Annotated in this window: 14 protein-coding genes; 12 read left to right on the forward strand and 2 right to left on the reverse strand. The window is 41.9% G+C overall.

What is annotated here, in order from left to right; genetic code table 11:
* Positions 1–2: 2 nt before the first annotated feature.
* From ACFQRK_RS04150 to ACFQRK_RS04165, 4 genes are all read left to right on the forward strand, one after another.
* Entirely contained in the window at positions 3–605 is a 603-nt protein-coding gene (locus ACFQRK_RS04150) for a hypothetical protein (RefSeq protein WP_379003940.1), read from the forward strand.
* A 1,839-nt stretch (positions 606–2,444) separates the two neighbouring features.
* Positions 2,445–2,915, forward strand: a complete 471-nt coding sequence (locus ACFQRK_RS04155; RefSeq protein WP_379003942.1) for a hypothetical protein — start codon at positions 2,445–2,447, stop codon at positions 2,913–2,915.
* Between the two features lie 380 nt (positions 2,916–3,295).
* Positions 3,296–3,961 (forward strand): hypothetical protein, encoded by a 666-nt coding sequence (locus tag ACFQRK_RS04160; RefSeq protein WP_379003944.1) that lies wholly within the window; start codon positions 3,296–3,298, stop codon positions 3,959–3,961.
* A gap of 217 nt (positions 3,962–4,178) precedes the next feature.
* Entirely contained in the window at positions 4,179–5,069 is an 891-nt protein-coding gene (locus tag ACFQRK_RS04165; RefSeq protein WP_379003946.1) for an Rpn family recombination-promoting nuclease/putative transposase, read from the forward strand.
* A gap of 229 nt (positions 5,070–5,298) precedes the next feature.
* On the opposite strand, the gene ACFQRK_RS04170 is transcribed toward ACFQRK_RS04165, so the two are convergent.
* Complete coding sequence (locus tag ACFQRK_RS04170; protein ID WP_379003948.1) at positions 5,299–5,928, reverse strand: DMP19 family protein; 630 nt, start codon at positions 5,926–5,928, stop codon at positions 5,299–5,301.
* Between the two features lie 334 nt (positions 5,929–6,262).
* On the opposite strand from ACFQRK_RS04170, the gene ACFQRK_RS04175 reads away from it, so the two are divergent.
* From ACFQRK_RS04175 to ACFQRK_RS04190, 4 genes are all read left to right on the forward strand, one after another.
* A complete protein-coding gene (locus ACFQRK_RS04175) occupies positions 6,263–6,508 on the forward strand; it encodes a hypothetical protein (protein WP_379003950.1) in 246 nt (81 codons plus the stop codon).
* A gap of 109 nt (positions 6,509–6,617) precedes the next feature.
* Positions 6,618–8,366 carry an ATP-dependent endonuclease gene (locus ACFQRK_RS04180; RefSeq protein ID WP_379003951.1) on the forward strand — a complete coding sequence of 583 codons (1,749 nt, stop codon included), beginning with the start codon at positions 6,618–6,620 and terminating at the stop codon, positions 8,364–8,366.
* A 59-nt stretch (positions 8,367–8,425) separates the two neighbouring features.
* Complete coding sequence (locus ACFQRK_RS04185; RefSeq protein WP_379003953.1) at positions 8,426–8,581, forward strand: hypothetical protein; 156 nt, start codon at positions 8,426–8,428, stop codon at positions 8,579–8,581.
* Positions 8,582–9,023: 442 nt separating this feature from the next.
* Positions 9,024–9,626 (forward strand): ion channel, encoded by a 603-nt coding sequence (locus tag ACFQRK_RS04190; RefSeq protein WP_379003955.1) that lies wholly within the window; start codon positions 9,024–9,026, stop codon positions 9,624–9,626.
* Positions 9,627–9,874: 248 nt separating this feature from the next.
* On the opposite strand, the gene ACFQRK_RS04195 is transcribed toward ACFQRK_RS04190, so the two are convergent.
* Positions 9,875–11,074, reverse strand: coding sequence for a DUF5623 domain-containing protein (locus tag ACFQRK_RS04195; RefSeq protein WP_379003956.1), 1,200 nt, complete (start codon positions 11,072–11,074; stop codon positions 9,875–9,877).
* A gap of 347 nt (positions 11,075–11,421) precedes the next feature.
* Between ACFQRK_RS04195 and ACFQRK_RS04200 the strand changes: the two genes are divergently transcribed.
* The 4 genes from ACFQRK_RS04200 to ACFQRK_RS04215 all read left to right on the forward strand — a co-directional run bounded on the left by ACFQRK_RS04200 (position 11,422) and on the right by ACFQRK_RS04215 (position 19,617).
* On the forward strand, positions 11,422–11,754 hold the full coding sequence (locus ACFQRK_RS04200) for a hypothetical protein (protein ID WP_379003958.1): 333 nt from the start codon (positions 11,422–11,424) through the stop codon (positions 11,752–11,754).
* Positions 11,755–11,868: 114 nt separating this feature from the next.
* Positions 11,869–12,447 (forward strand): DUF6088 family protein, encoded by a 579-nt coding sequence (locus tag ACFQRK_RS04205; protein WP_379003959.1) that lies wholly within the window; start codon positions 11,869–11,871, stop codon positions 12,445–12,447.
* Positions 12,448–12,463: 16 nt separating this feature from the next.
* A complete protein-coding gene (locus tag ACFQRK_RS04210; RefSeq protein ID WP_379003961.1) occupies positions 12,464–13,234 on the forward strand; it encodes a nucleotidyl transferase AbiEii/AbiGii toxin family protein in 771 nt (256 codons plus the stop codon).
* The gene (locus tag ACFQRK_RS04215) at positions 13,231–19,617 is read left to right on the forward strand and encodes an NACHT domain-containing protein (protein WP_379003963.1); all 6,387 of its coding nucleotides are present in this window, start codon (positions 13,231–13,233) and stop codon (positions 19,615–19,617) included. The genes ACFQRK_RS04210 and ACFQRK_RS04215 overlap by 4 nt, the downstream gene beginning before the upstream one ends.
* Positions 19,618–19,697 lie beyond the last annotated feature (80 nt).

A 19,697-nucleotide genomic window follows, 5' to 3' on the forward strand; every position in this document is an offset into this window, starting at 1 on the left:
CCATGACTTTCCAGCTTTTCATTCCAGACAAGCAACTGCGGCACATCGATGAAGACCGGGTTATCTTCGCACTTTGGGTATCGTACGTTGTCGTGTTCTGGGGCTTGGGAGAGCTGCTATTCCCGAAAGATTCACAAGCGGGATTGCTATGTGGTATTGTCCTGAGTTGTATTACCCTGTTTTTTCTGGTTGCATCCTTTTTCCGGTACCAGCCGCTTCGGGGCACTTTGACAGGTGATATTGAGTTTACGATGGAGGGAATACGGGTAAATGGCACCTTTTATCCATTTACAGACATAACCGCCATCGACTTTTTCATAAATGATTACTATGGCAATAACGCATCGCTCGCCCAAACGCTGACCCCTCGTTTGTCACAGGGGGTAAATAATTATGTCAAGTTTACGGATGCCGGGGGCCAGGAATATCAATACCATTTCAAACTGTTCAGCGCAAATGGCAGGCGGGAGCTCGATCCGGTCATTTCCATGGCTACAGCCGAGGGCAAACTGTCGCTGTTACGCGGAGTGGAGTTACTGGGTATCAATAATTATGACGAAATCCAACAATTCAAAGCCAGACATTTCAAAGAAGGCGATAGATAGATCTGTACCGAGGGACACGGAAGAATATCTACGGTACCTAAAAAAAAATCATGAAGAAAATTCAGCTAAGTAGTTTAGGAAATCCCGTAGGAGCTATCATATATTACTTCGTAATGCTCATTTTGCTATGCACAATTGTTCTCTTTTCGGGCAACGTTTTTATGGTAGGCATTACCCTTTGTTGTATTTTTCTATATACCCTCGTCAGCATTTGGTTACCCTTTGTTTATCTATCCGGTCGGCAGGTTATTGCTGAGAATGTCTTTTTTAAAAAAAGGAACATCGAACAGAAAACGATAATAGAAGTTTACGAACCATTTGCCCTTCTCGGCGTCGTGTGTATTCGCCTGCAATCTGGGAAAAATATTTATTTCTTTTCCCAATCTTACCGGAAAGTTAAGTTGGTCTTACGCCAACAGTGATCGGTTAATCTTTCGCAAAATAGTTCGCAGATATAGAGCCATGAATAATTTCTATTATTATTTTTACTATCATCTTTATCGATACGTAGAATATTTTAGGGGTAATGTGCCTGGTTCAAATCTTTACTCGCCAATCTATGACGGAGTATTTCTGCTTTCCATGCTTGAAGTGCTTAATGTAGCTACTTTGGGTGTTTATTTTTCCTGGCCTTATTTCACTACATCGTATGCGTTGGATCTTTTGTTGCTGATTATTGTGCTATTGGGAATAAATGGCTGCATATTTTTTAGAAAAAAGAAGTATAAGGAAATCATTCAGAGATGTAAGTCCGCGCCTCAACCAAGAAGGACTTTGACGGCGTTTTTGTTGCTGATTTATGCTTTGACAACTATAATTGTTTTTTATTTTATTCATTCGACTAGAAATAAGATCGGCTAAGGCGAGGACGAGCGCGCAGGCTAGCTAAATTATAGAGAGGCTTCCACTACAATAGGGTGACGAATATTTGGATACATGCCTGGTTCGCGGCCTGTCTAAAAATGAAACGGACAATTTATTCTTTTGCCATCATCGTTGGAGCCGAAATCCTTACCCATCCATTCATCTGCCTTCGCAGTATAAATGGCACTTGCAAATCTCAAATCGATGTTTTATCTTGCACATCACAACGACTTTATAAACTAAAACGCCTGATACAAAAGAAATACAAATAAACAGTCATACCCTCCAAGCGCTATGTATAAAAGTTCTCTTTGCTGTTTAGTTTGACAACGTACAATCTTTGAGAGAATGAACAGGCGACAGGGTAAAAAATACAAAAAAATAAAACCGGAACAAGAAAATTTCCCTGTATTTTGGCGAATAGTAATTATCTCTTATATCCTTTTAATGCTATATGTGCTATTTAAATACGAAGGCAACGGAGCTGATTGGTATCCTGGAAAGCCCATTTATTTAAGATAGATTTTTCCCATAATTTCTCGCCCTTTCCAGTACCAGCCTTCGTAGTCAAACAGTACTTGCAAATTTCAGAACGATGTACTACCTTGCATGTTATAACGACCTTTATGAACAAAATGGCCAAAACTGAAATAATCAAAAATGCTTTTGTATCTGTAGCGCTTGTTTTAATTATCCTGATACCGATGTAAAGCCATTTGAGCAATTTCAAAACTGACTACAGAATCCAAGAACAAACCTACTATAAAACAATGCTCAAAGGACTATTATCGTCAATCGTAATTATTTTCTTCGGTATTATGGCCAAGTACTCTATTCAAAACGATGGGTGGGCAGCACTGAGAAAATACTGGTGGGTTTTCATTGTGATAGGAGGTATGTCCTTCTTAATTACAATTGTGAAAGCTCTTATTTAAAAAGAGTGGTTACGAGGACGAACTGTAAACCAACGCAAGTATGAAGACATTACTCAGTATGCTGTTGTTTCTGTGGTTGAATCCCCAAACACCTGGTCTCATACAAGGGAAAGGATTTAAAGGATACGTCCTCGGCAAAGGCCAACCCGTTCTCATGAACATCGAGAATCAAAAGGAACGATATACACCAGAAGAAGAAGATGTCCTGTTAGCAGAACAACTAATAAAAGAAGGCTTGACGGAATTGAATAATCCTATGATTAATCAGGGCAGCGGCTGTCCTGTCATTCATCTGAATCTTAGGAAATATGTCAGGCAATATCTAGGTTATGTAAACACCGCAGGCGAAAAGGTAATCTGGATAAACTTTCTATGGAAATCCGATACAGATATGCAAGCACTGGCCAACGAAGTGTCAATCGTCTTAGACGGATGTAGTCATTATTGGAATATAAAAGTTAATCTCAACCAAAGAATGTTGTACGACCTGTTTGTAAATGGCGTTGCCTAACATGAAACTAAAAGTTCATATATCGTCAATAATAATGATGGTTTCACTAATGGCGTGGTTAATTTCAATGTCATGGAATAATTGGATAACATGTCTTATAACATAGCAACCTTTTTAATACCTGCTCTTTTAGGATTGCTTTTAGTAGTCCTGAAAAAGCGAAAGAAAGGTATATCATATAGCAAGGTTTTTTTGTTGTATTCCTTCATATTATCATATTACTATTTGTTGCTTTATTTTTTATCTATGGAGGATATTTGGGATACGTCTTGGGCATTTTATTCTGTAGGCTTTATTGCAATAATTTCTTTGTTGATCGGATTAGTTTTACTGGCTGTTGAAAGAATAATGCCACCTAGATAAAGTGGTAGGAAATCGAAATGGATTTGTTTTTAGTTACTTATTTGGGAGAGCCGAAAGGTAGCAGTGGAGAAGAATATGGTACGCCATATGATTTAAGCGCTGCCTGTGCGATTTGCGGCACCGGTGCACGAGTTGAGCATGCACTGAAAGTAAAAGGGGTGAAAAACATTAAAAGAAATGTGTTTCAAACATTGGATGGAGATTGGCTGATTTCTGAAAATTTCTATCAGCTTTTTAGTAAGAACAACGTATTAGTTCATGGTTTGAAGCAAGTTGTACACTATAAAAGCCGTCACCAACTGCCCTACTATCATCTAGATGCAGATCAATGCTTGCCAAAATGTAAAGAAACGAAGGGCCTGGTTGTTGAAGGCCAATGCCAAACATGTAAAAGAAATGGCTTTTTTAATGATGTTATTATTGGAGACCTGGATAAAGGTATCCCTACAAAAATACAACCCATCGAGCTTGGCTATAAAAATCTTAATCACAGTTTTTTGAACGAAAGTGATTTCTTGTGCACTTGGGAGCATTTAGGTTTATCCTGTAGAAAGCCTGACGGGAATTCAGTGGTTAGGTATGCAAGACCTTTTTTAGTTGTAAGTGATCTAGCGAGAACATTGATGGAGGAAGGAGGAATCGAAGATCTTAAATTTGAACCATTGGTTATTTTGGGTGGTTGATGTTTGCTGCAACATGTTTTCCGGGTAAGATTCTATAAATGTTGATTATTTTTATCATTGGTAGCGCCCCGCCGAGTACCCCGCGCGAATAGTGATTTCCGTCCGGTAACCGAAATTTGAATTGGTTATAGGTTTTCTAATTGCGATGTTGACTAAAAATATTAGTTAAAATCAACTGATTTCCCTATCTTTGCCCATAACCAATCAAAACTGGATTATGGAAAACCAACAACCCAAACAACCCCGAATCGGGAAATTCATTGATCCGCTCACCGACTGGGGCTTCCGCCGTCTTTTCGGGCAGGAGCCCAACAAAGAGATTCTGGTGGAATTTTTAAACGACCTGTTCCAGGGCGAGAAACACATCATTGATCTAACGTATGCACCCAATGAATATGATGGGGACGACGTTACGGATAAGCGTGTCATTTTCGACCTGCACTGCCGGGGCGACAACGACGAATATTTCATTGTGGAGATGCAGTGCATCCGGCAGGATCACTTCAAGGACAGGGCCCTGTTTTACGTATCACGGCTCATCCAGCGGCTGCTTCGGAAGGGGAGAGAAACCAACAGTTACAAACTTCCGGAAGTGTATCTCATCGGCATTCTGGAATTCAGCATAGATGCCGGTGAACAGGACCGGTACTTCCACAATATTGCTTTAATGGATAAGCACACCTGTAAACCTTTTTACAATAAGTTGGGTTTTAAATTTTTGGAATTGACTAACTTTGTAAAAGATGAGGATGGTCTGCTCACGGATATGGACAAGTGGATGTATCTGTTGAAGCACATGAGCACACTGGATAGGGTTCCGACATTTTTGGATAAGCGGGCTTTCCAGCTGATTTTTAAGATATCGGAAGTGGCAAAATTAAAAAAGGAGGAACGAATGGCATACGAAGCAAGCTTAAAGGCTAAGTGGGATACACAGAATGCGTTTGATTCGGTGAGACGGGAGGCAATAGAGGAAACCGGTTATCAATTTGTAAAAAACCTGATCGTTAAGCTTGGTTTAACGAACGAACAGGCTGCCGAGGTAGCCGAAGTATCCATCGACTTCGTCGAAAAAGTTCGCGCGGACCTCCAGAAAAAAGACAAATAAGTTTCCTTACAATCGAGCAGAAGCCACCGCTATCGGTGGTTTTTTTGTTTGTAACCGACCCACCAACAATTTGCCCCAGCCATATGCCATCCAAAAAATACACAATATGAGTATTCCATGGTCAACTTCAACCAATAGGCCGCTTAAATGCCGATGAATTGCAGTTTATGCAGTATACCGAAGATTTAAGCGATTAGACAGGTAGTGAAAAAACTATCATATTCCAATCTCACGTTGATGTATCCACGAAAGCCTCCTTATGAGCCCGGATGTAATCTACCTGTAATGCGAAGAGGTCTTCTTCGCCTTCCAATTTATAGAATTCGTCATCTAAGGGGTTGAGGGGATTATCGTCATAGGATTTGCTGAACCCTTCGATGGTGCCATCCAAATGTTCTGTGATACGATTGTATTCGCGTTCATAAATAGCATTGGCGCGTTCCATCAGTTCGGCGTGGCGTTTAGCACCAACCAATCGTAGCGCGTTAGGGAGATATTCATAGAATTGGCCACTAGAGTTGTAATAAAATTGGTTATGACCACCATTATTCACTTCAGCCTGCAATAGCCAGATTAGATAAATACTCCTACGGGCTTCGTTCCAAGATAATACAGTTTCAAATTCTTTGGTATAATCGACGCCCAACTTTTCCACCAAATTATCAAATATCAGTTGAAGTAAATCGTTATCCGCTGTGCTGTCAATAATTGCTGTAGTAAGTATTTTGTGGATAGGGCGGTTTTCGAATGCCCGCATAGATTCTTCCAATTGTCGATCGAATGCTTCGTTTGAGGCAGATGCCGACGAGTTCGTGCGATTACAGCCGATTAAGCTTAGAATTGCAGAAAAAATGCTCATAAAGACAAATGGTTTAAGTATGGCCATGTTTTTTGTTTTTCAAATATAAATGTTCTCTGTGTTTTTTTAACTATACGTCCGCTTCAAAATTCTATTTGCCATTTTTTCAAGTGTTCCTTCAGTCTCCGGTTTCCCGTAATATCCTCACCATTCCTTCGGTTACCTTTGGGTAATCAAAATTTGTAATTCTCAATCCGATGTTTTACCTTGCATGTTATTATTACCATTATAAGCCAATAGGCCTAAGAAAAACAATTGATAAATCAATAATACCATATAATCAATAACCGAATTCACTAACCGCTAACCGTTAATAAAGAAACCACAAACCATCATGCGTACGCGTATCCTTTGCCTTTTTCTCGTCTTCGGGCTTTTGCTGCCTGCGGCTTCGAATGCGCAGGGTAGGGCAGCCGCTTATGCCGTCGCTGAGCAAAAGGATGCCACGGTATATATCACCAAATCCGGGGAGAAGTACCACAAGGCTGGTTGCCGATATCTGAGCAAAAGTCAGATCAAGACCACGAAGAAAGAAGCGGTTAAAAATAACTATGGAGCATGCAAAGTTTGTAAACCGTGAATAGATACGGTAAACCGTAAGGCGAAGCAGTTATTTGTAAATACTTTTGAATTGACACGTATATAGAGTGTTCAGTAAATAAATTTTTTAGTTGTTAATAAGATAATCAATGGCCAAATCCACGAAATCCCCAACCGAAGATCTATCCTATATGGACGATATGCCTAGACCTAGGTTAAAGAAACTAATCGTAAAAAATTTCAGGTGTATTGGCGAGACTCCGGTTGAAATTGAACTAGACGATATCGTAGTTTTAGTTGGTCCTAATAATGCTGGGAAAAGCTCAATTCTTAAAGCCTATGAGGTGGCTATGTCGGATGGTTCAAAAAAATGCGAATTGACAGAAGAAGATTTTCCAAATAACATCGTAAATCCGGAGAAACCTCCGCAAATCGAGCTGCATACAATAGTGTTTGACGAAAGAGTCGGACAGAAGTGGATTGAAAAAGTCGAAAGCGGATTCTTAGTAAAAGAAAGATGGACTTGGTTTGGTCCCGGTAGGCCTAAAAGACAGGGATGGAACATGGAAATAGGGACATGGGATGAGACAAGTTTCCCTTTTGGCCCTGCTTCCATTGCTAATAATAGAAGACCAGAGCCACATAAAGTTGATGCGTTTTCTGATCCAGAGGAACAGGCAAAGGAAATTAAAAAACTGCTTATGACCGCTATTTCTGAGCGAGTAAAGAGTCTACAGACTGCCGAGGAGAGAAATGAATATCATGAGCTTTTAGACCAATCAATAGCTCTCCAACGAAAAATAATAGATGAAACCAGGGGACAAATAGACGTCGCAAATGAGTCACTGACGCGGCTGATTAATCAAGTTTTTCCGAATTATCTTGTAAACTTTGAGGCACAACCTGACGGCTCTCTCGATTTAGGTGTATTCAAATGGCAGTCACAGTTAAAAATGGGGCCTGCAGATGGTTTCATGAGTACGGTAGATAAGCAAGGCAGTGGTGCTAGAAGAACTTTGCTTTGGACAGCACTCAAATACATTGCAGAGACAAACCGTAAGCCTAAAGATGACAAAGGACTTGAACGACCATACCTTCTTTTGATTGATGAGCCTGAGATATGCTTACATCCCAATGCTATTCGCGAAGCATGTAATGTGTTGTATGACTTGCCCAAATCAGGTAATTGGCAGGTAATGGTTACTACACATTCTCCGGTATTTATTGATTTCTCCCGAGATAATACCACCATAGTTAAAGTCGATAGAAGAGCCAATGGTGACATAGAGGGAACAACTGTGTTCCGTCCAGATAAAATAAAGTTTGATGATGACGATAAGCGTAACCTTAAATTACTAAATACCTGTGACCCTTATGTTGCGGAGTTTTTTTTCGGTGGTAAAGTGATTATTGTGGAGGGGGATACAGAATTCACTGCATTCAACTATATCCGGCAAGCTAAGCCAGAAAAATATCGGGATATCCATATCGTAAGGGCTCGTGGGAAGGCGACTATTGTTTCTTTGATAAAAATACTGAACCATTTCGGTACGGGATATTCTATCTTACATGATAGTGATACGCCGTTAGTTAAAGACGGCTCCCGGGCAAATCCCGCATGGACTAATAATAGCAAAATTAGAGAGGCTTTGGAGTTAAGACCTGAGGGAACGCCCGTAAGGTTGTTGGCTTCTATTCCTAATTTTGAGCATGCTTATTTTGGTTCAGAAATAACTAATGATAAGCCATATAATGCATTGCTCACGATTTCTACAGATGGAAGTAAGTTTGCAGCTATAGAGCGTCTTTTCGACTCGTTAGTGGATCATGCTACTGAAACACCGGATAATTGTAGAGAGTGGACTCATATCAGTGACTTGGAAAAGCTGTTTGCATAGCCGGGATCAAGAAGTTTCGCTAATATTTTATATTTGTCTCTCAACAACTATCAATCTAAATGACTATTGAGCAACTTAAAATCCTGAGGGAGAGCGAAGACAATATTGAATTCAAGGAAGCTAAACGGAACTTCCCGTACAATGGCGGCTTGCATCGCGAACAGTCCCGCCGGAGGAAATGTGTGTTAGGGTACATCACCGCATTGTGCAACTAAGGGGGTGGAATGTTGGTATGGGTATGGCAGATCAATTGCCGCATCAAGTGGCCGGCACCGATTTTTAGCAGGTAAAATTGAGCAAGAAAATTCAGTATGTTTACCGAAGGTATTTGAATAACCAAAAGAATCAGAACTAATATTTAGAATTAAGCCATAAGACCAGTCAACCGTCCGACCAAAATATAATGAGAAAGGTGTTTAAATATTTGCTGTTGTATCTGGGTGTAATCCTTTTTTTTGGTACATTTTACTATGGTTATTGGTATATCCAGCCGGATTCCTTTATAATAGACGAACGACTTAATCTGAGGCCTTTCTCGTCCCAGGAAATTCTTGGAGAATACGAAGCATACGATTTAAGGTATTACCAACGGAAAGCAGATTCATTGAGGCTAGCGGGGATCAGACATAAAGATATGTCGGAAAATTTAGACATCAAGTGGATTCGTTGACTCCGTTAGTTAAGTCCATATATGGTCAACATGAGGATGCTCGGGCGGATAACATCCAGCGATGGAAGGATGAACAAATCCCCGACTCGTTAAAAATAAAATTGGAGGGCGTTAAGATGGCCCTCGAATCGATAGGAGAGAGCGACGGAAACGAGCTAATGAGGGCTCAACTGAACATAAGTCGAACAAGGCTCGAACTGGAAATAGCAACCATAAACGTGGAGTCCAGTCAATACGTGTTAGACCACTACGGTGACTTTGTCGATTCGACGTTACGCAATCAATTTACACGGATGGACTCGATCTTTAACAATCTTACACTCAGATTGATTCCCAACAATGAACTAGATATACGGCGAATAGATTTCGAACTAATCGATTTGAAGTTTGATGCCTTGAGAGTGATTAGCAAAAGGGTAGGTTATTTTGATTTTTTGTTATTCAGTGCCGCTAATTCTTCAACAGTAACGTACGGAGAGATCGTACCGAATGACAAATTCGTCAAGTTCCTTTTGTTCCTTCAAGCAGTGAGCTGTATCGTATTGATTGCTATTGCTACAGATTCGCTGATCGGCGACCGAAAAAAATAAAGCGCGAGATGAAACAATCTTTCCTATTCGTCGAACTAAATGCTGTAATTGCCGGTGCTTGGTAGGAGGCAAATTTCACCTTCGCTGTTTGACCATTCACGCCCCGCACATGCAGAGCCGAAAACGAAAGACCGTGAATCCCATGATCTTTAATGCGCGGCTATGAATGACATTGCTCTCAGACCATATGAAAAATCAGGCCGCACAGTTACCGCGCAGCCCGATTTGTGAACAATCAACAAATTTAATTAGGAAGCCCCCCGGGGACTAAGCAAACCGATATCGCCTGAGGCGATTGCTGTCGGTAATAGCCGTAAGACCTCCGGAAACTTCTCGTTTACGCCCCAGTCTTTTAAAACAGATAAACACGTTTGAGGCGTCTGTTCATTATCATAGTAGGGCGCCGACCGGTCGTCATAATAATGCGTACTGGATTGGTACTGAACATAGACATCCGGCTGAATGGCAGTTACTTCACCTGAAGCAGACTTTTGCCAAATCGGACAATAATCACGGTTGAATAAAACCTCGCTGCCATCCCCTCTTTTCCACTTTCCATAAGGCAGGCACAGCCGCATCGGTTTAAAATCCGCTAAGCTCAACTGTTTTTTCAACATCATCACTTCATGTCGTCCGGCATCGAATGGACCTGCATCCGTGTAACCGGTCACTAACTGGTGCCTTTCATCATGATGAAAAACAATACCAATTTTCTTAAGCTGAGGTATACGAACAAAGGTGCCCGGCCGTAATTGTCCCTTAGAATACTGGCTAGGTGTCTTAATCTTATTGGGCCATTTGTCAAGCGCCTTTGCCGCCAGTTCAAATCGCTGATACAATTTTTCCAGCGGTTTGCAATCATGGTAGGAATAATCGATAATGGATTTGATAGCCCTGAGTTTCCTTCTGAGCTCAGCTTGCCTTTTTAGCGATGGTTTGACTTCGGCTATATGCCTGTTATTACCATAATAAATTGAATTGAATTCTCGATTATCCAGTTCCACTTCATTGTATTCGCAGCCCAGCCAAGTATCCAACGTATTTCGGATATCCTGTAAGACCTTTTTTGCCCGCTTATGGTAGTCTACGGCATCAAGCAATTCACGTAGTAAGAAACCTGCCCGTTTATGGTGGCGAACGGACATCTTTCTATTGGGATGTTGTCCAATCACCGCACCGGTGATTACGTTGTGATAATTCAGGGCGGCTGGCTCCGGAACCTTCGGCCGCTGTGGCTCAACTTTGCGTACAGGTTTGCTCGCTGAACAATTGATAAAATGGTTCCAGTTTTCGTGGCCGGATTCTTTGGCTACCAGATTCAATGCTTCTGTATGCGAGATCGGACGTGATTTGCTTAAGCTTTTCGCTTTGCGTTTTAGAAATTCGGCACTATGGCCAGTGGATTTGACTTTCATCGATACTCCTAACTCCCGCCGGAAAAACGTCATTCGCCTACCGCTTTTCGAAACGAGAATGAGGGTTTCGATAATAGTTAAATGAAGAACGGCGCTGATACAGCTTCGCTGAGACGAATGGCAAGCTTCCGCTTAAAGCTTTAGGCAAAAGTACAAGAAAGAAAGAAAAAAACTCACAAAAACTAGGAGGTTTTTTCTTCCCTCAACGACGCTCTGAATAGTTGCTCAAATTCTTTTTTATTTAGGAGTCGAATATCCGGAAATTGTCGCTAATTAAGGATAGGTTGACGCTTTGCTGCCCGGTATTTTCCAAGGGATAAAAATGCGCGGGAAGATGGTTATATTTGGCGTTTGTCGCCTTTAATAATTGCCTAGGCGACATGAAAAAAAGTAAAGACATCGGTAGTTTTTGGTTGCAGCTCACACAGAACGGGAACTTGGTCGGAGAGTTTATTGACAACGTGACGAAAAAGATAGTGACCGAAAGCGCGGATTGCAGGGAAAGGGATAAACTGGATAGTTTCGTCGGTACATTCGGATCCACTTGGTTGGAATCCGATAGGCCGAAATCAATGGTATTGGAAATCGATAAAAATCGAAGCGGGACTGACGAACTGACATGGTCTGATAAAAATGGGGTCAGAAATTATGGTGAAGCCTTTCTTTCAGGCGAGGAGAAATTAGTTGGGACATATTGGGTGGCGGAGAATTGAGAGTGTTAACTTCGATTTCATCCCATAGGATGTAAGCCATCCAAAACTAACTTCATCAAGTTAACTGGAGTAACAAATTTTGACTATTTTTGTTACAAACCCATAGCTAAATAAATGACACAAAGCATTGAAAAAAGGATACTTGAAAAAATAAAATCAACAAGAAGGGGAACGCTAATTTTCCCAGAAGATTTTCTGAATTTTGGTTCGTCCGAGGCGGTACGATTAGCCTTACATCGGTTGGAGAAAGATCAGGCAATTACCCGGGTGGCGCAAGGTATCTATGTACGCCCAAAAGTCAACAAATACATCGGACAGGTTTTGCCCACTCTAGAGGAAATTGCCACCGGAATCGCAAAGCGGGATAAAATCCGGACAGTACCTACAGGTGCATACGCGCTCAATGCCTTGGGACTCAGCACGCAAATCCCCATGAAAATCGTGTTACTCACGGATGGTTCACCAAGGGAAATAAAAATCGGGAAACGAACCATCAAATTCAAAAAGACAACCCCAAAGAACCTCATGGCCAAAGGTGAAATAAGCAGGCTGGTGATCCAGGCATTAAAAGAAATAGGAACAGGTAAACAAACCGAGGAAGAGGAACGGAAGATTCTAGAATTGCTAAAAAAGGAAAGCCGCCAAAATCTTATTCATGACATACCCTTGGCTCCGATGTGGATTCAAAAATAATGAGAAAGGCACTATAATGAGTCACGTAAAGTTCCTCGATATACCAGAACGGGATAGGGCCACGATTTTTGAACAGACGTCCAACGTTAAGAGTGTGCCTTCCTTTGCCGTCGAAAAAGACTGGTGGGTGGTACAGGCTTTGACTGCGGTTGATCAGGATCCCCGCATCATCGAGATATATTATCCCAATGTTATAAAACCGAAAGGTTATTTGGAGCCCAAGATACAGGTCGAATTGGGTTGCCGATCCTTAAGGGATCCATTTACCGATAAAACGTTCACGTCATTCGTAGACGAAGCGTTCGATGACCGGTATTTCACCCAGCACGCGCTATCAGTACCGTCAGTAAATCCCGAACGTACATTCCTTGAAAAGGTTTTCCTGTTGCATGAAGAATTCCAAAAACCAATTGCAAAAATAAGGGTGGATAGACTAAGTCGGCATCTATACGACGTATATCATCTCTCTAAAACGCCATATGCAGATGATGCCCTAGAAAACCAAGATCTTTACGAAGCCATCGTGCATCATAGACACGAATTCACGCGAATAGGTGGTGTAAATTATAATTATCATAACCCACAAACCATAAATCCGATACCCCTAACAGAAGTTATAGGTGAATGGAAGGCAGACTACGGAAAGATGCTCGAAGAAATGATCTATGAACCCGAAGCGCCGAATTTTGAAGAAATTATCGAAGGCCTTACAACGTTAGGGTCGAAAATCAATAGCCTAACTTGGAGGGTAAAAGCCACATACCCTGACCCAAACCCAATCAAATGAACCAATCCTATACGCCAGATGCAGCGGAATCCAACGCGGGAGACGACTTCCATATACTATGGGCAGTCACCCGATGCCTCAAGCTAATTAACTTCGACGAAGGTGCTTTAAAGGCGGTATCCGTTGAAGGACTTCCCTACTCCGAAAATTCATGGCTTGATACATCGGGTAATATGATGCTTGGCGTGGATCTGGTTGAATACTATGGAGGCGATCAATTCCATAGTGCAAAAAAGGTTATTGTATCCCAACTAAAATACAGCACCCGAACGCCCAATAAAGTATGGACTATTTCGCGGATTTGCACTGGAAGAAGCGGAGGAACCGAAGGATCTATCGTAGAAAGGCTTGCCAGATTCTACGCGAAATTCTCTGAACAGACCGATAGGGGAGAAATTCTCGGTAAGCTAAATCTGAAATTGGTTAGTAACCGCCCAGCATCCAAGAAATTATTAAGCTTCATTTCGCACCTACAAAATGCAATAAAAAAAGCCGGCACCGCGCAGTGCCCGGATTTGAAAAAACTTTCTGCCGGTCTGTCCCCAACAGAAACTAAAGCATTAACCAAATTACTTGGAGCATCAAATCTTTCTCATCATAAATTCCTTGACTTTGTTTCTCTATTGGATTTTTCGGATTGCGGCCAGGATTCACGTCTGGAACAAGAACAGAAAATCATTGAATCCATCTCATCATTGGGCTTTTTTAAGGCATCGAAGGAATTCGACACACTCCATAATCTCATATGGAAAAAAATGATGCCCGATCAAGCAATGACCAATACGATTACGCTGCCCATGGTTCTTTATGCGTTCGGCATTCATGATATTTCTGAAGTATTCCCCGTCAAAAATGAAATCCAGCCACCCGACAACGTTGTTCCCAGGGAACTATTGGAAGATATAAAAAACGAAGTTTTAAGCGCCAATAGTTCACCGATATGCATCCATGGAGGCGCAGGAATGGGCAAATCCACGCTCGTCAATATGCTTTCGACGATACTTCCCGATCAATCGGTCACCCTTATTTTCGATTGTTATGGAGGGGGCAGTTACCTGGATCCAGAGGACAGAAGGCACAGGCATGTCAATGGCATAGTCCAGCTTTGCAACGAGTTGGCTGGACGAATTGGAACTCCCCCGCTTCTCGCACGTGAAAAGGAAAAAGACTTTTATTTAAAGCAATTCAAACAAAGGGTCAACAATACAGCAAAAATCGTACGCTCTATTAATCCTGACGCCCGAATCTCCATTATTTTGGATGCTGCTGACAACAGTGTAACGGCGGCCGAGTTTTACGCTGAACATACTTTTGTCAAGGATCTGCTGCGCATGACCTTTGATGACGGGTGTCGCATCATCGTTTCCTCGAGAACGGAGCGGATGGAATCACTCGGACTACCCCTCCACACCAGAAAAATAGAAGTACCTCCTTTTTCCTATAGTGAAACCAAAGCCTATTTAGAGGCAAACTTCCCTTCCGTAAATCGGGAGCAAATCGAAGAATTCAGGAGGTTAACCCAATCTGTGCCAAGAGTAATGTTCTATGCGTTGGAGTTGCCAGGCGACGGTATCAATGATAAGATGCTACCGCTGAAACCTGACGGGAAGACACTGGATCAGATATTCGGAATCCGTATCCAGGAAGTTGGCCGGAGAGCTGAAGAAAAAGAGGTGACGAGCTTTTTGAAGCACATGATTTGCCTGCCAAGGCCGGTGCCATTGAAAATCATACAAACGGTTTCGAATCTTAGCGATGGAACACTTTCAGATATTGGAACCGACTTCTGGAGAGAAATCGTCCGTCGAGAAAATGAATTCACCTTTAGGGACGAAGATTTCGAGACCTATTTGCGCCAGGCTTATCCGCCTACTACGGAAAGCTATAGGAAAATAGCACGTGCGCTATTGGATCAGGCAGGTTCTCATGAATATGCGAGCGTGCATCTGGCAGTCTTCCTCGATAAATCTGGGATGCATGCCACACTTAAAGAGATTGTTCTCGAAAGGCAATATCTCGCCTTTCCGATTGATCCCATCAAAAATAAGGAGGTTTTCGTTGAGCGCGCAAGGACTGCCATGAAGAGCTCGCTAGCTGACTTCAACGCGCAAGACTTCATTAAACTCCAGGTTGTTTCCGCGGAAGCGGCGAAGACCAACAAAGTTTTGGAGGACATTCTGATAGACCAGCCCGATCTTGCAGCAAAATACGGCAACCTCCAAACAAATCGGAAATTTTACTTCCAGTCAGGAAATCCGGGATGGTTCGGCCGCGCTCATTATAGGAATGCGGCCGTTTATTCGAGAGAAAAGGAAACCCATGAGATTGCCAAGCAGCATCTAACAAAAGCGAGGGAATGGTTGGATTACCGAAAGACCCTTGATGATAAAGAATTGAAAAAATTCAGATTGTATGCCCAAGACCTTGCTTTCGGAGCCGAGGCTGTCTTTAATGTCCATGGTCCCGATGAAGCATTCCGCTGGATAAGCGGTTGGAAGCCAAAATCTGCGTTATACAATGTCGTTGAAATATTGATTCCGATCCTAATTTCCAACGGTCGGGAGAAAGAAATTAGCAAATGGTTGAAAGCCAACGCCAAAAAGCTAAGACTTGACATTAAATTATTGGTTCTCAATCGGTATTTCGAACTTGGGTTTAACCCACCGTTTGACATAAAACTGATATTTAATAAGTTTAAAATACTGAAACGGATTCGGGCTAGTAGAAGCACCGAACTACAGTCGTTAATAGTCTCGTTTTGCGAATATTGTTTAAAAAACGGCATTGAGTATTTAAAGGTAAAGCCGCTCATTGATCTCATCGAAATCCCGCTTCCAAGTAGACCACCAAGTTTCCATTCAGGCAACCAAGACGAAATTTCTAAACTGGATATTTTGCTAAGGAAAGGCATCATACTTAATATTTATGACGGAGCGTCGTATACCTCAAAAGATTTTTATACAAGTTCCCTCCGGGAAAAAATTAAAAGTCAAGATTATGATGCGAGGACATCCGCTACCGATCAAGTAGAACGATTCGAGCGTGTCTTCAATCATTTGCTTCCAGCTTATGAAATCCGTTCGGCTATTTACAAGAATGTAGACGTAAAAGAGTTGGAAGCGAAGATCGGAGACTACATTAGTGGATACGCTAACGATTGGGAATTCCAATACTATCAGCGATATGACGCGCCGCAATTGTTTCAGTTCACTGTCCTGAAATTCTTGGATATCCTATTTCATGAAAGGAATCGAAGTTTAATAAATTCCTTCACTGAACTGATCAACGCGGGAAGAATAAAAAATATAGACCTTTTATTAGCGATATGCGAAAAGGTTAGTGATGAGGTTTCATTTAGAATACGCATTCCTGAAATCCTTCATTATGTTGACGAAATCATCGGCCAATCCGCTCTTGCGGGTAGGGAATTAATAGAATATTTCAAGCGGGCGGCGGTGGTTGGAAGTCTGTGCTCTCCAGAAGATGGGAAATACTATTTTGATAAGATGGTTAATGCCGCAAACGAAATAGACCTTGAAGCATTCGACCAACTTAGGAGCTTGCATGACATTAGTTCGTTATGGCCCGGATTCAGAAAGCCGGATTTGGCGGTTAACTATTTCCGGTTCGCAGAGTATTGTGCAACAAGACTGAGTGGATGGGACGGATATCCTTGGCGGGCAACCATTCCGACTCTTTCGAAATTTGACGTTGCTACTGCATTTGCCGCTGTTTGCCAATGGGACCATCGTGATGTCCGTGGGATAAAGAGAAATGTATTTGATCTTTTACATGCTGCGGTAAAAGAAGGCTATATTCCGCCCCAAACGAGTGTTCCTTTGCTGGCTTTCAATCAGGTTTATTTTGATGACCTGATAGACTTGTACACCAGAATTTTTGCACAAATCGACAGTGAACAGGACCATGAGTTAAAAAATGCGGTGTTAACTCAAATCATAAGGGACATAAAACTGCAAGACCCAGGTATATTTTTCCTAACAAGATTTCTTCAACTCATACAAGATGGTAGGTTTACTGATAAGAAGATAATTGACGATTTCGAAGAGTACCTAAAGCAAGCCAAAGATCTGGCTGTCGAACCGGAAAATCCGAGCGAGATAGCACCCCAACAGTCCAACCTTACAGAAAAATATGAAGAGCTAATTCGGAAGGTGGGAAAAGTTGACCAGATGGTTTTTGAAAAATCAATCGAAAAGGCAAAAGACATAGACGAATACATCGACTATGAAGCCTTGTTCACCGCAATTTCCAACTGTGCACTGCCCGAGCATTACCTGACCTACCTTGACGCCTTGCTTGAAGTCGAAGCGCTCGGCATCAGCTACTACAGTTTTGAGATCGGCTTGAAAATCCTGCTGGAGAAATGGAGCGTCAACGTGGGGGTTCAATCCTGGAGAAAGACGGCATCTTTGAAAATAGTTTCACGCTGGTTTCCCATCTTTTTCCATGATGACTATTTCAGCTATGATACCCTTCAGAAATTAGGACGTATTTTAGGATTGAATGACCGCGAGCTTTCGGAAGTCGCAATCAAAATAATCCCCGAGTATGTGGACAAGCTGTCGCCAGCCGTTCAATACCAGATGTTGCCCTTAGCCTGTCCTTTGCTCGATCCGGATGAACGAGAGTGCATTCTTTCCTGGATCCTAAGCCGATGGAACGAACGTATCCCGAACGAAAATATGATCTTCAGCGATTCCGGCGATATTTTAATATCCGGGAATGCGGATTCCGTAGTTGCCCAATTTTTAAGATACCACCTCGGACATCCGAATAAAAAACAACGTTGGCTGACATTGCATGTTTTACGTCGCCTTGCATTACTTAAGAGCACGGCAATCCTCCGATATCTTTTAGAACATCAGGATGAGAAAACATGCAACCCTTTTCAAGATGAAAAACATACATTTTTCTGGATATCTGCCAAATTGTTCTTATGGATGGCAATTGAAAGGATAAGTAATGACGATCCTTCTATAATAACCCCATTTCGCGATTACCTTGTTGCGGAGATGAACAATAAAAAACTGCCCCATGCATTGATCAAATGGTTTGTTCGTCGCATAGCTTTAAGATTGGCAGAGAATCAACCCGAATTGTTTAGCCAGCATGAAATCGATCAATTCCAAGTAATTCGTTCAAGCCCTTTTGATATCCAGCGAGTTAAAACGAGATCACACCGAAACACAAAATCGGAAAAGAGCTTAAAATTCAGATTCGATGTGCTGGATACGTTACCATATTGGTACCAACCTTTGGGTAGTATATTTGATGTTGATGAATATTCTGTTGCCACGATTGCCGAGAAATATATTTCGGAATATTGGGGATATACTGGCAATGTGGATCAAGACGATCATGTGGTCTCGTCAAATTATGGAGAGACCAACAGCCGACACCGTTCTGAACCAAGGGTTGAAAGCCTGCGCACATACTACGAATACCACGCCATGTTCTGTGCTGCCTCCGAATTATTGAACACTAGACAAATCACTGTTAAGGATGATAGTTATGGCCCCACGTGGCAAGAATGGATAGGCGATTGGGGTACCTGCTGGGACGGCCTTTGGTTGTCAGATTTCCGTGATCCACTACCCTTGGAAAGAAGGTTCCGAGTAAAGGAAGAAGCCGGTCAAGAATGGGAATGGGCGATTCAAAGGGCAGATTTCGATGAGGTTCTGAATTTTGATGACAGTGAAGCGATTTTGGTTTATTTGGGCGCAACGATATACAAGGGAAAAGATTATGAATCCATAAGTGTCGCATCTGGACTTGTAAACAGGGAAACCGGAAGGGCGCTTCTTCGAACGTTCCAAACAAGGTCAGCCAGCGACAATTATATACCTTTCGAAAAGGATCAAGAAGAAGATTTTGAAAACGAAAGGGATACTCCACCCGAATTTGACCTGACTCCTTGGTTACTTGAAATAAAGACCGAGCGCGATGGCATCGACGATAACGATCCCTTATACAATGGAATCTCAAAATCCAGAATAACTCCCGGAAGTCTCTTCCAAACATGGAGTCAATGTGTTGCGTCCAAGGATTATAGACTCCATTATAGAGAAATTGAGGGCGCGGATAATTGGATTTCAAAACTCGAAGCGTGGTCCAACCTCGAAGAGCGAACAAACTACAACGACGTCACCAGTTCCGGAATTCGATTAAAAATTAAACGAAACGAATTAAAATCTTTTTTAAATGATATGAATAAAGATTTGATTATCAAGGTCGAGATGAGGCGCTGGATTGACTATGAACGACGGAAGTACTCCGAGTATTACCCTAATTATAGCATTATTTACTTACTTAGAGCTGATGGAAGCGTTGAAACACTTGCAGGAAATCATAAATCTTGGTAAGAAACTGGTCCAAGAATTTTCCGCTGAAGACCAACGGGACACCACACTATGCTGGATGGCCCACTATGTAGCTGAACTCA

Source organism: Parapedobacter sp. GCM10030251 (genome assembly GCF_042666505.1).
GTDB lineage: Bacteria > Bacteroidota > Bacteroidia > Sphingobacteriales > Sphingobacteriaceae > Parapedobacter.

Coding starts and splice junctions, on each gene's coding strand:
- ACFQRK_RS04150 (WP_379003940.1), top strand. CDS start 3: ATGACTTTCCAGCTTTTCATTCCAGACAAGCAACTGCGGCACATCGAT.
- ACFQRK_RS04155 (WP_379003942.1), top strand. CDS start 2,445: ATGAAGACATTACTCAGTATGCTGTTGTTTCTGTGGTTGAATCCCCAA.
- ACFQRK_RS04160 (WP_379003944.1), top strand. CDS start 3,296: ATGGATTTGTTTTTAGTTACTTATTTGGGAGAGCCGAAAGGTAGCAGT.
- ACFQRK_RS04165 (WP_379003946.1), top strand. CDS start 4,179: ATGGAAAACCAACAACCCAAACAACCCCGAATCGGGAAATTCATTGAT.
- ACFQRK_RS04170 (WP_379003948.1), bottom strand. CDS start 5,928: ATGAGCATTTTTTCTGCAATTCTAAGCTTAATCGGCTGTAATCGCACG.
- ACFQRK_RS04175 (WP_379003950.1), top strand. CDS start 6,263: ATGCGTACGCGTATCCTTTGCCTTTTTCTCGTCTTCGGGCTTTTGCTG.
- ACFQRK_RS04180 (WP_379003951.1), top strand. CDS start 6,618: ATGGCCAAATCCACGAAATCCCCAACCGAAGATCTATCCTATATGGAC.
- ACFQRK_RS04185 (WP_379003953.1), top strand. CDS start 8,426: ATGACTATTGAGCAACTTAAAATCCTGAGGGAGAGCGAAGACAATATT.
- ACFQRK_RS04195 (WP_379003956.1), bottom strand. CDS start 11,074: ATGACGTTTTTCCGGCGGGAGTTAGGAGTATCGATGAAAGTCAAATCC.
- ACFQRK_RS04200 (WP_379003958.1), top strand. CDS start 11,422: ATGAAAAAAAGTAAAGACATCGGTAGTTTTTGGTTGCAGCTCACACAG.
- ACFQRK_RS04205 (WP_379003959.1), top strand. CDS start 11,869: ATGACACAAAGCATTGAAAAAAGGATACTTGAAAAAATAAAATCAACA.
- ACFQRK_RS04210 (WP_379003961.1), top strand. CDS start 12,464: ATGAGTCACGTAAAGTTCCTCGATATACCAGAACGGGATAGGGCCACG.
- ACFQRK_RS04215 (WP_379003963.1), top strand. CDS start 13,231: ATGAACCAATCCTATACGCCAGATGCAGCGGAATCCAACGCGGGAGAC.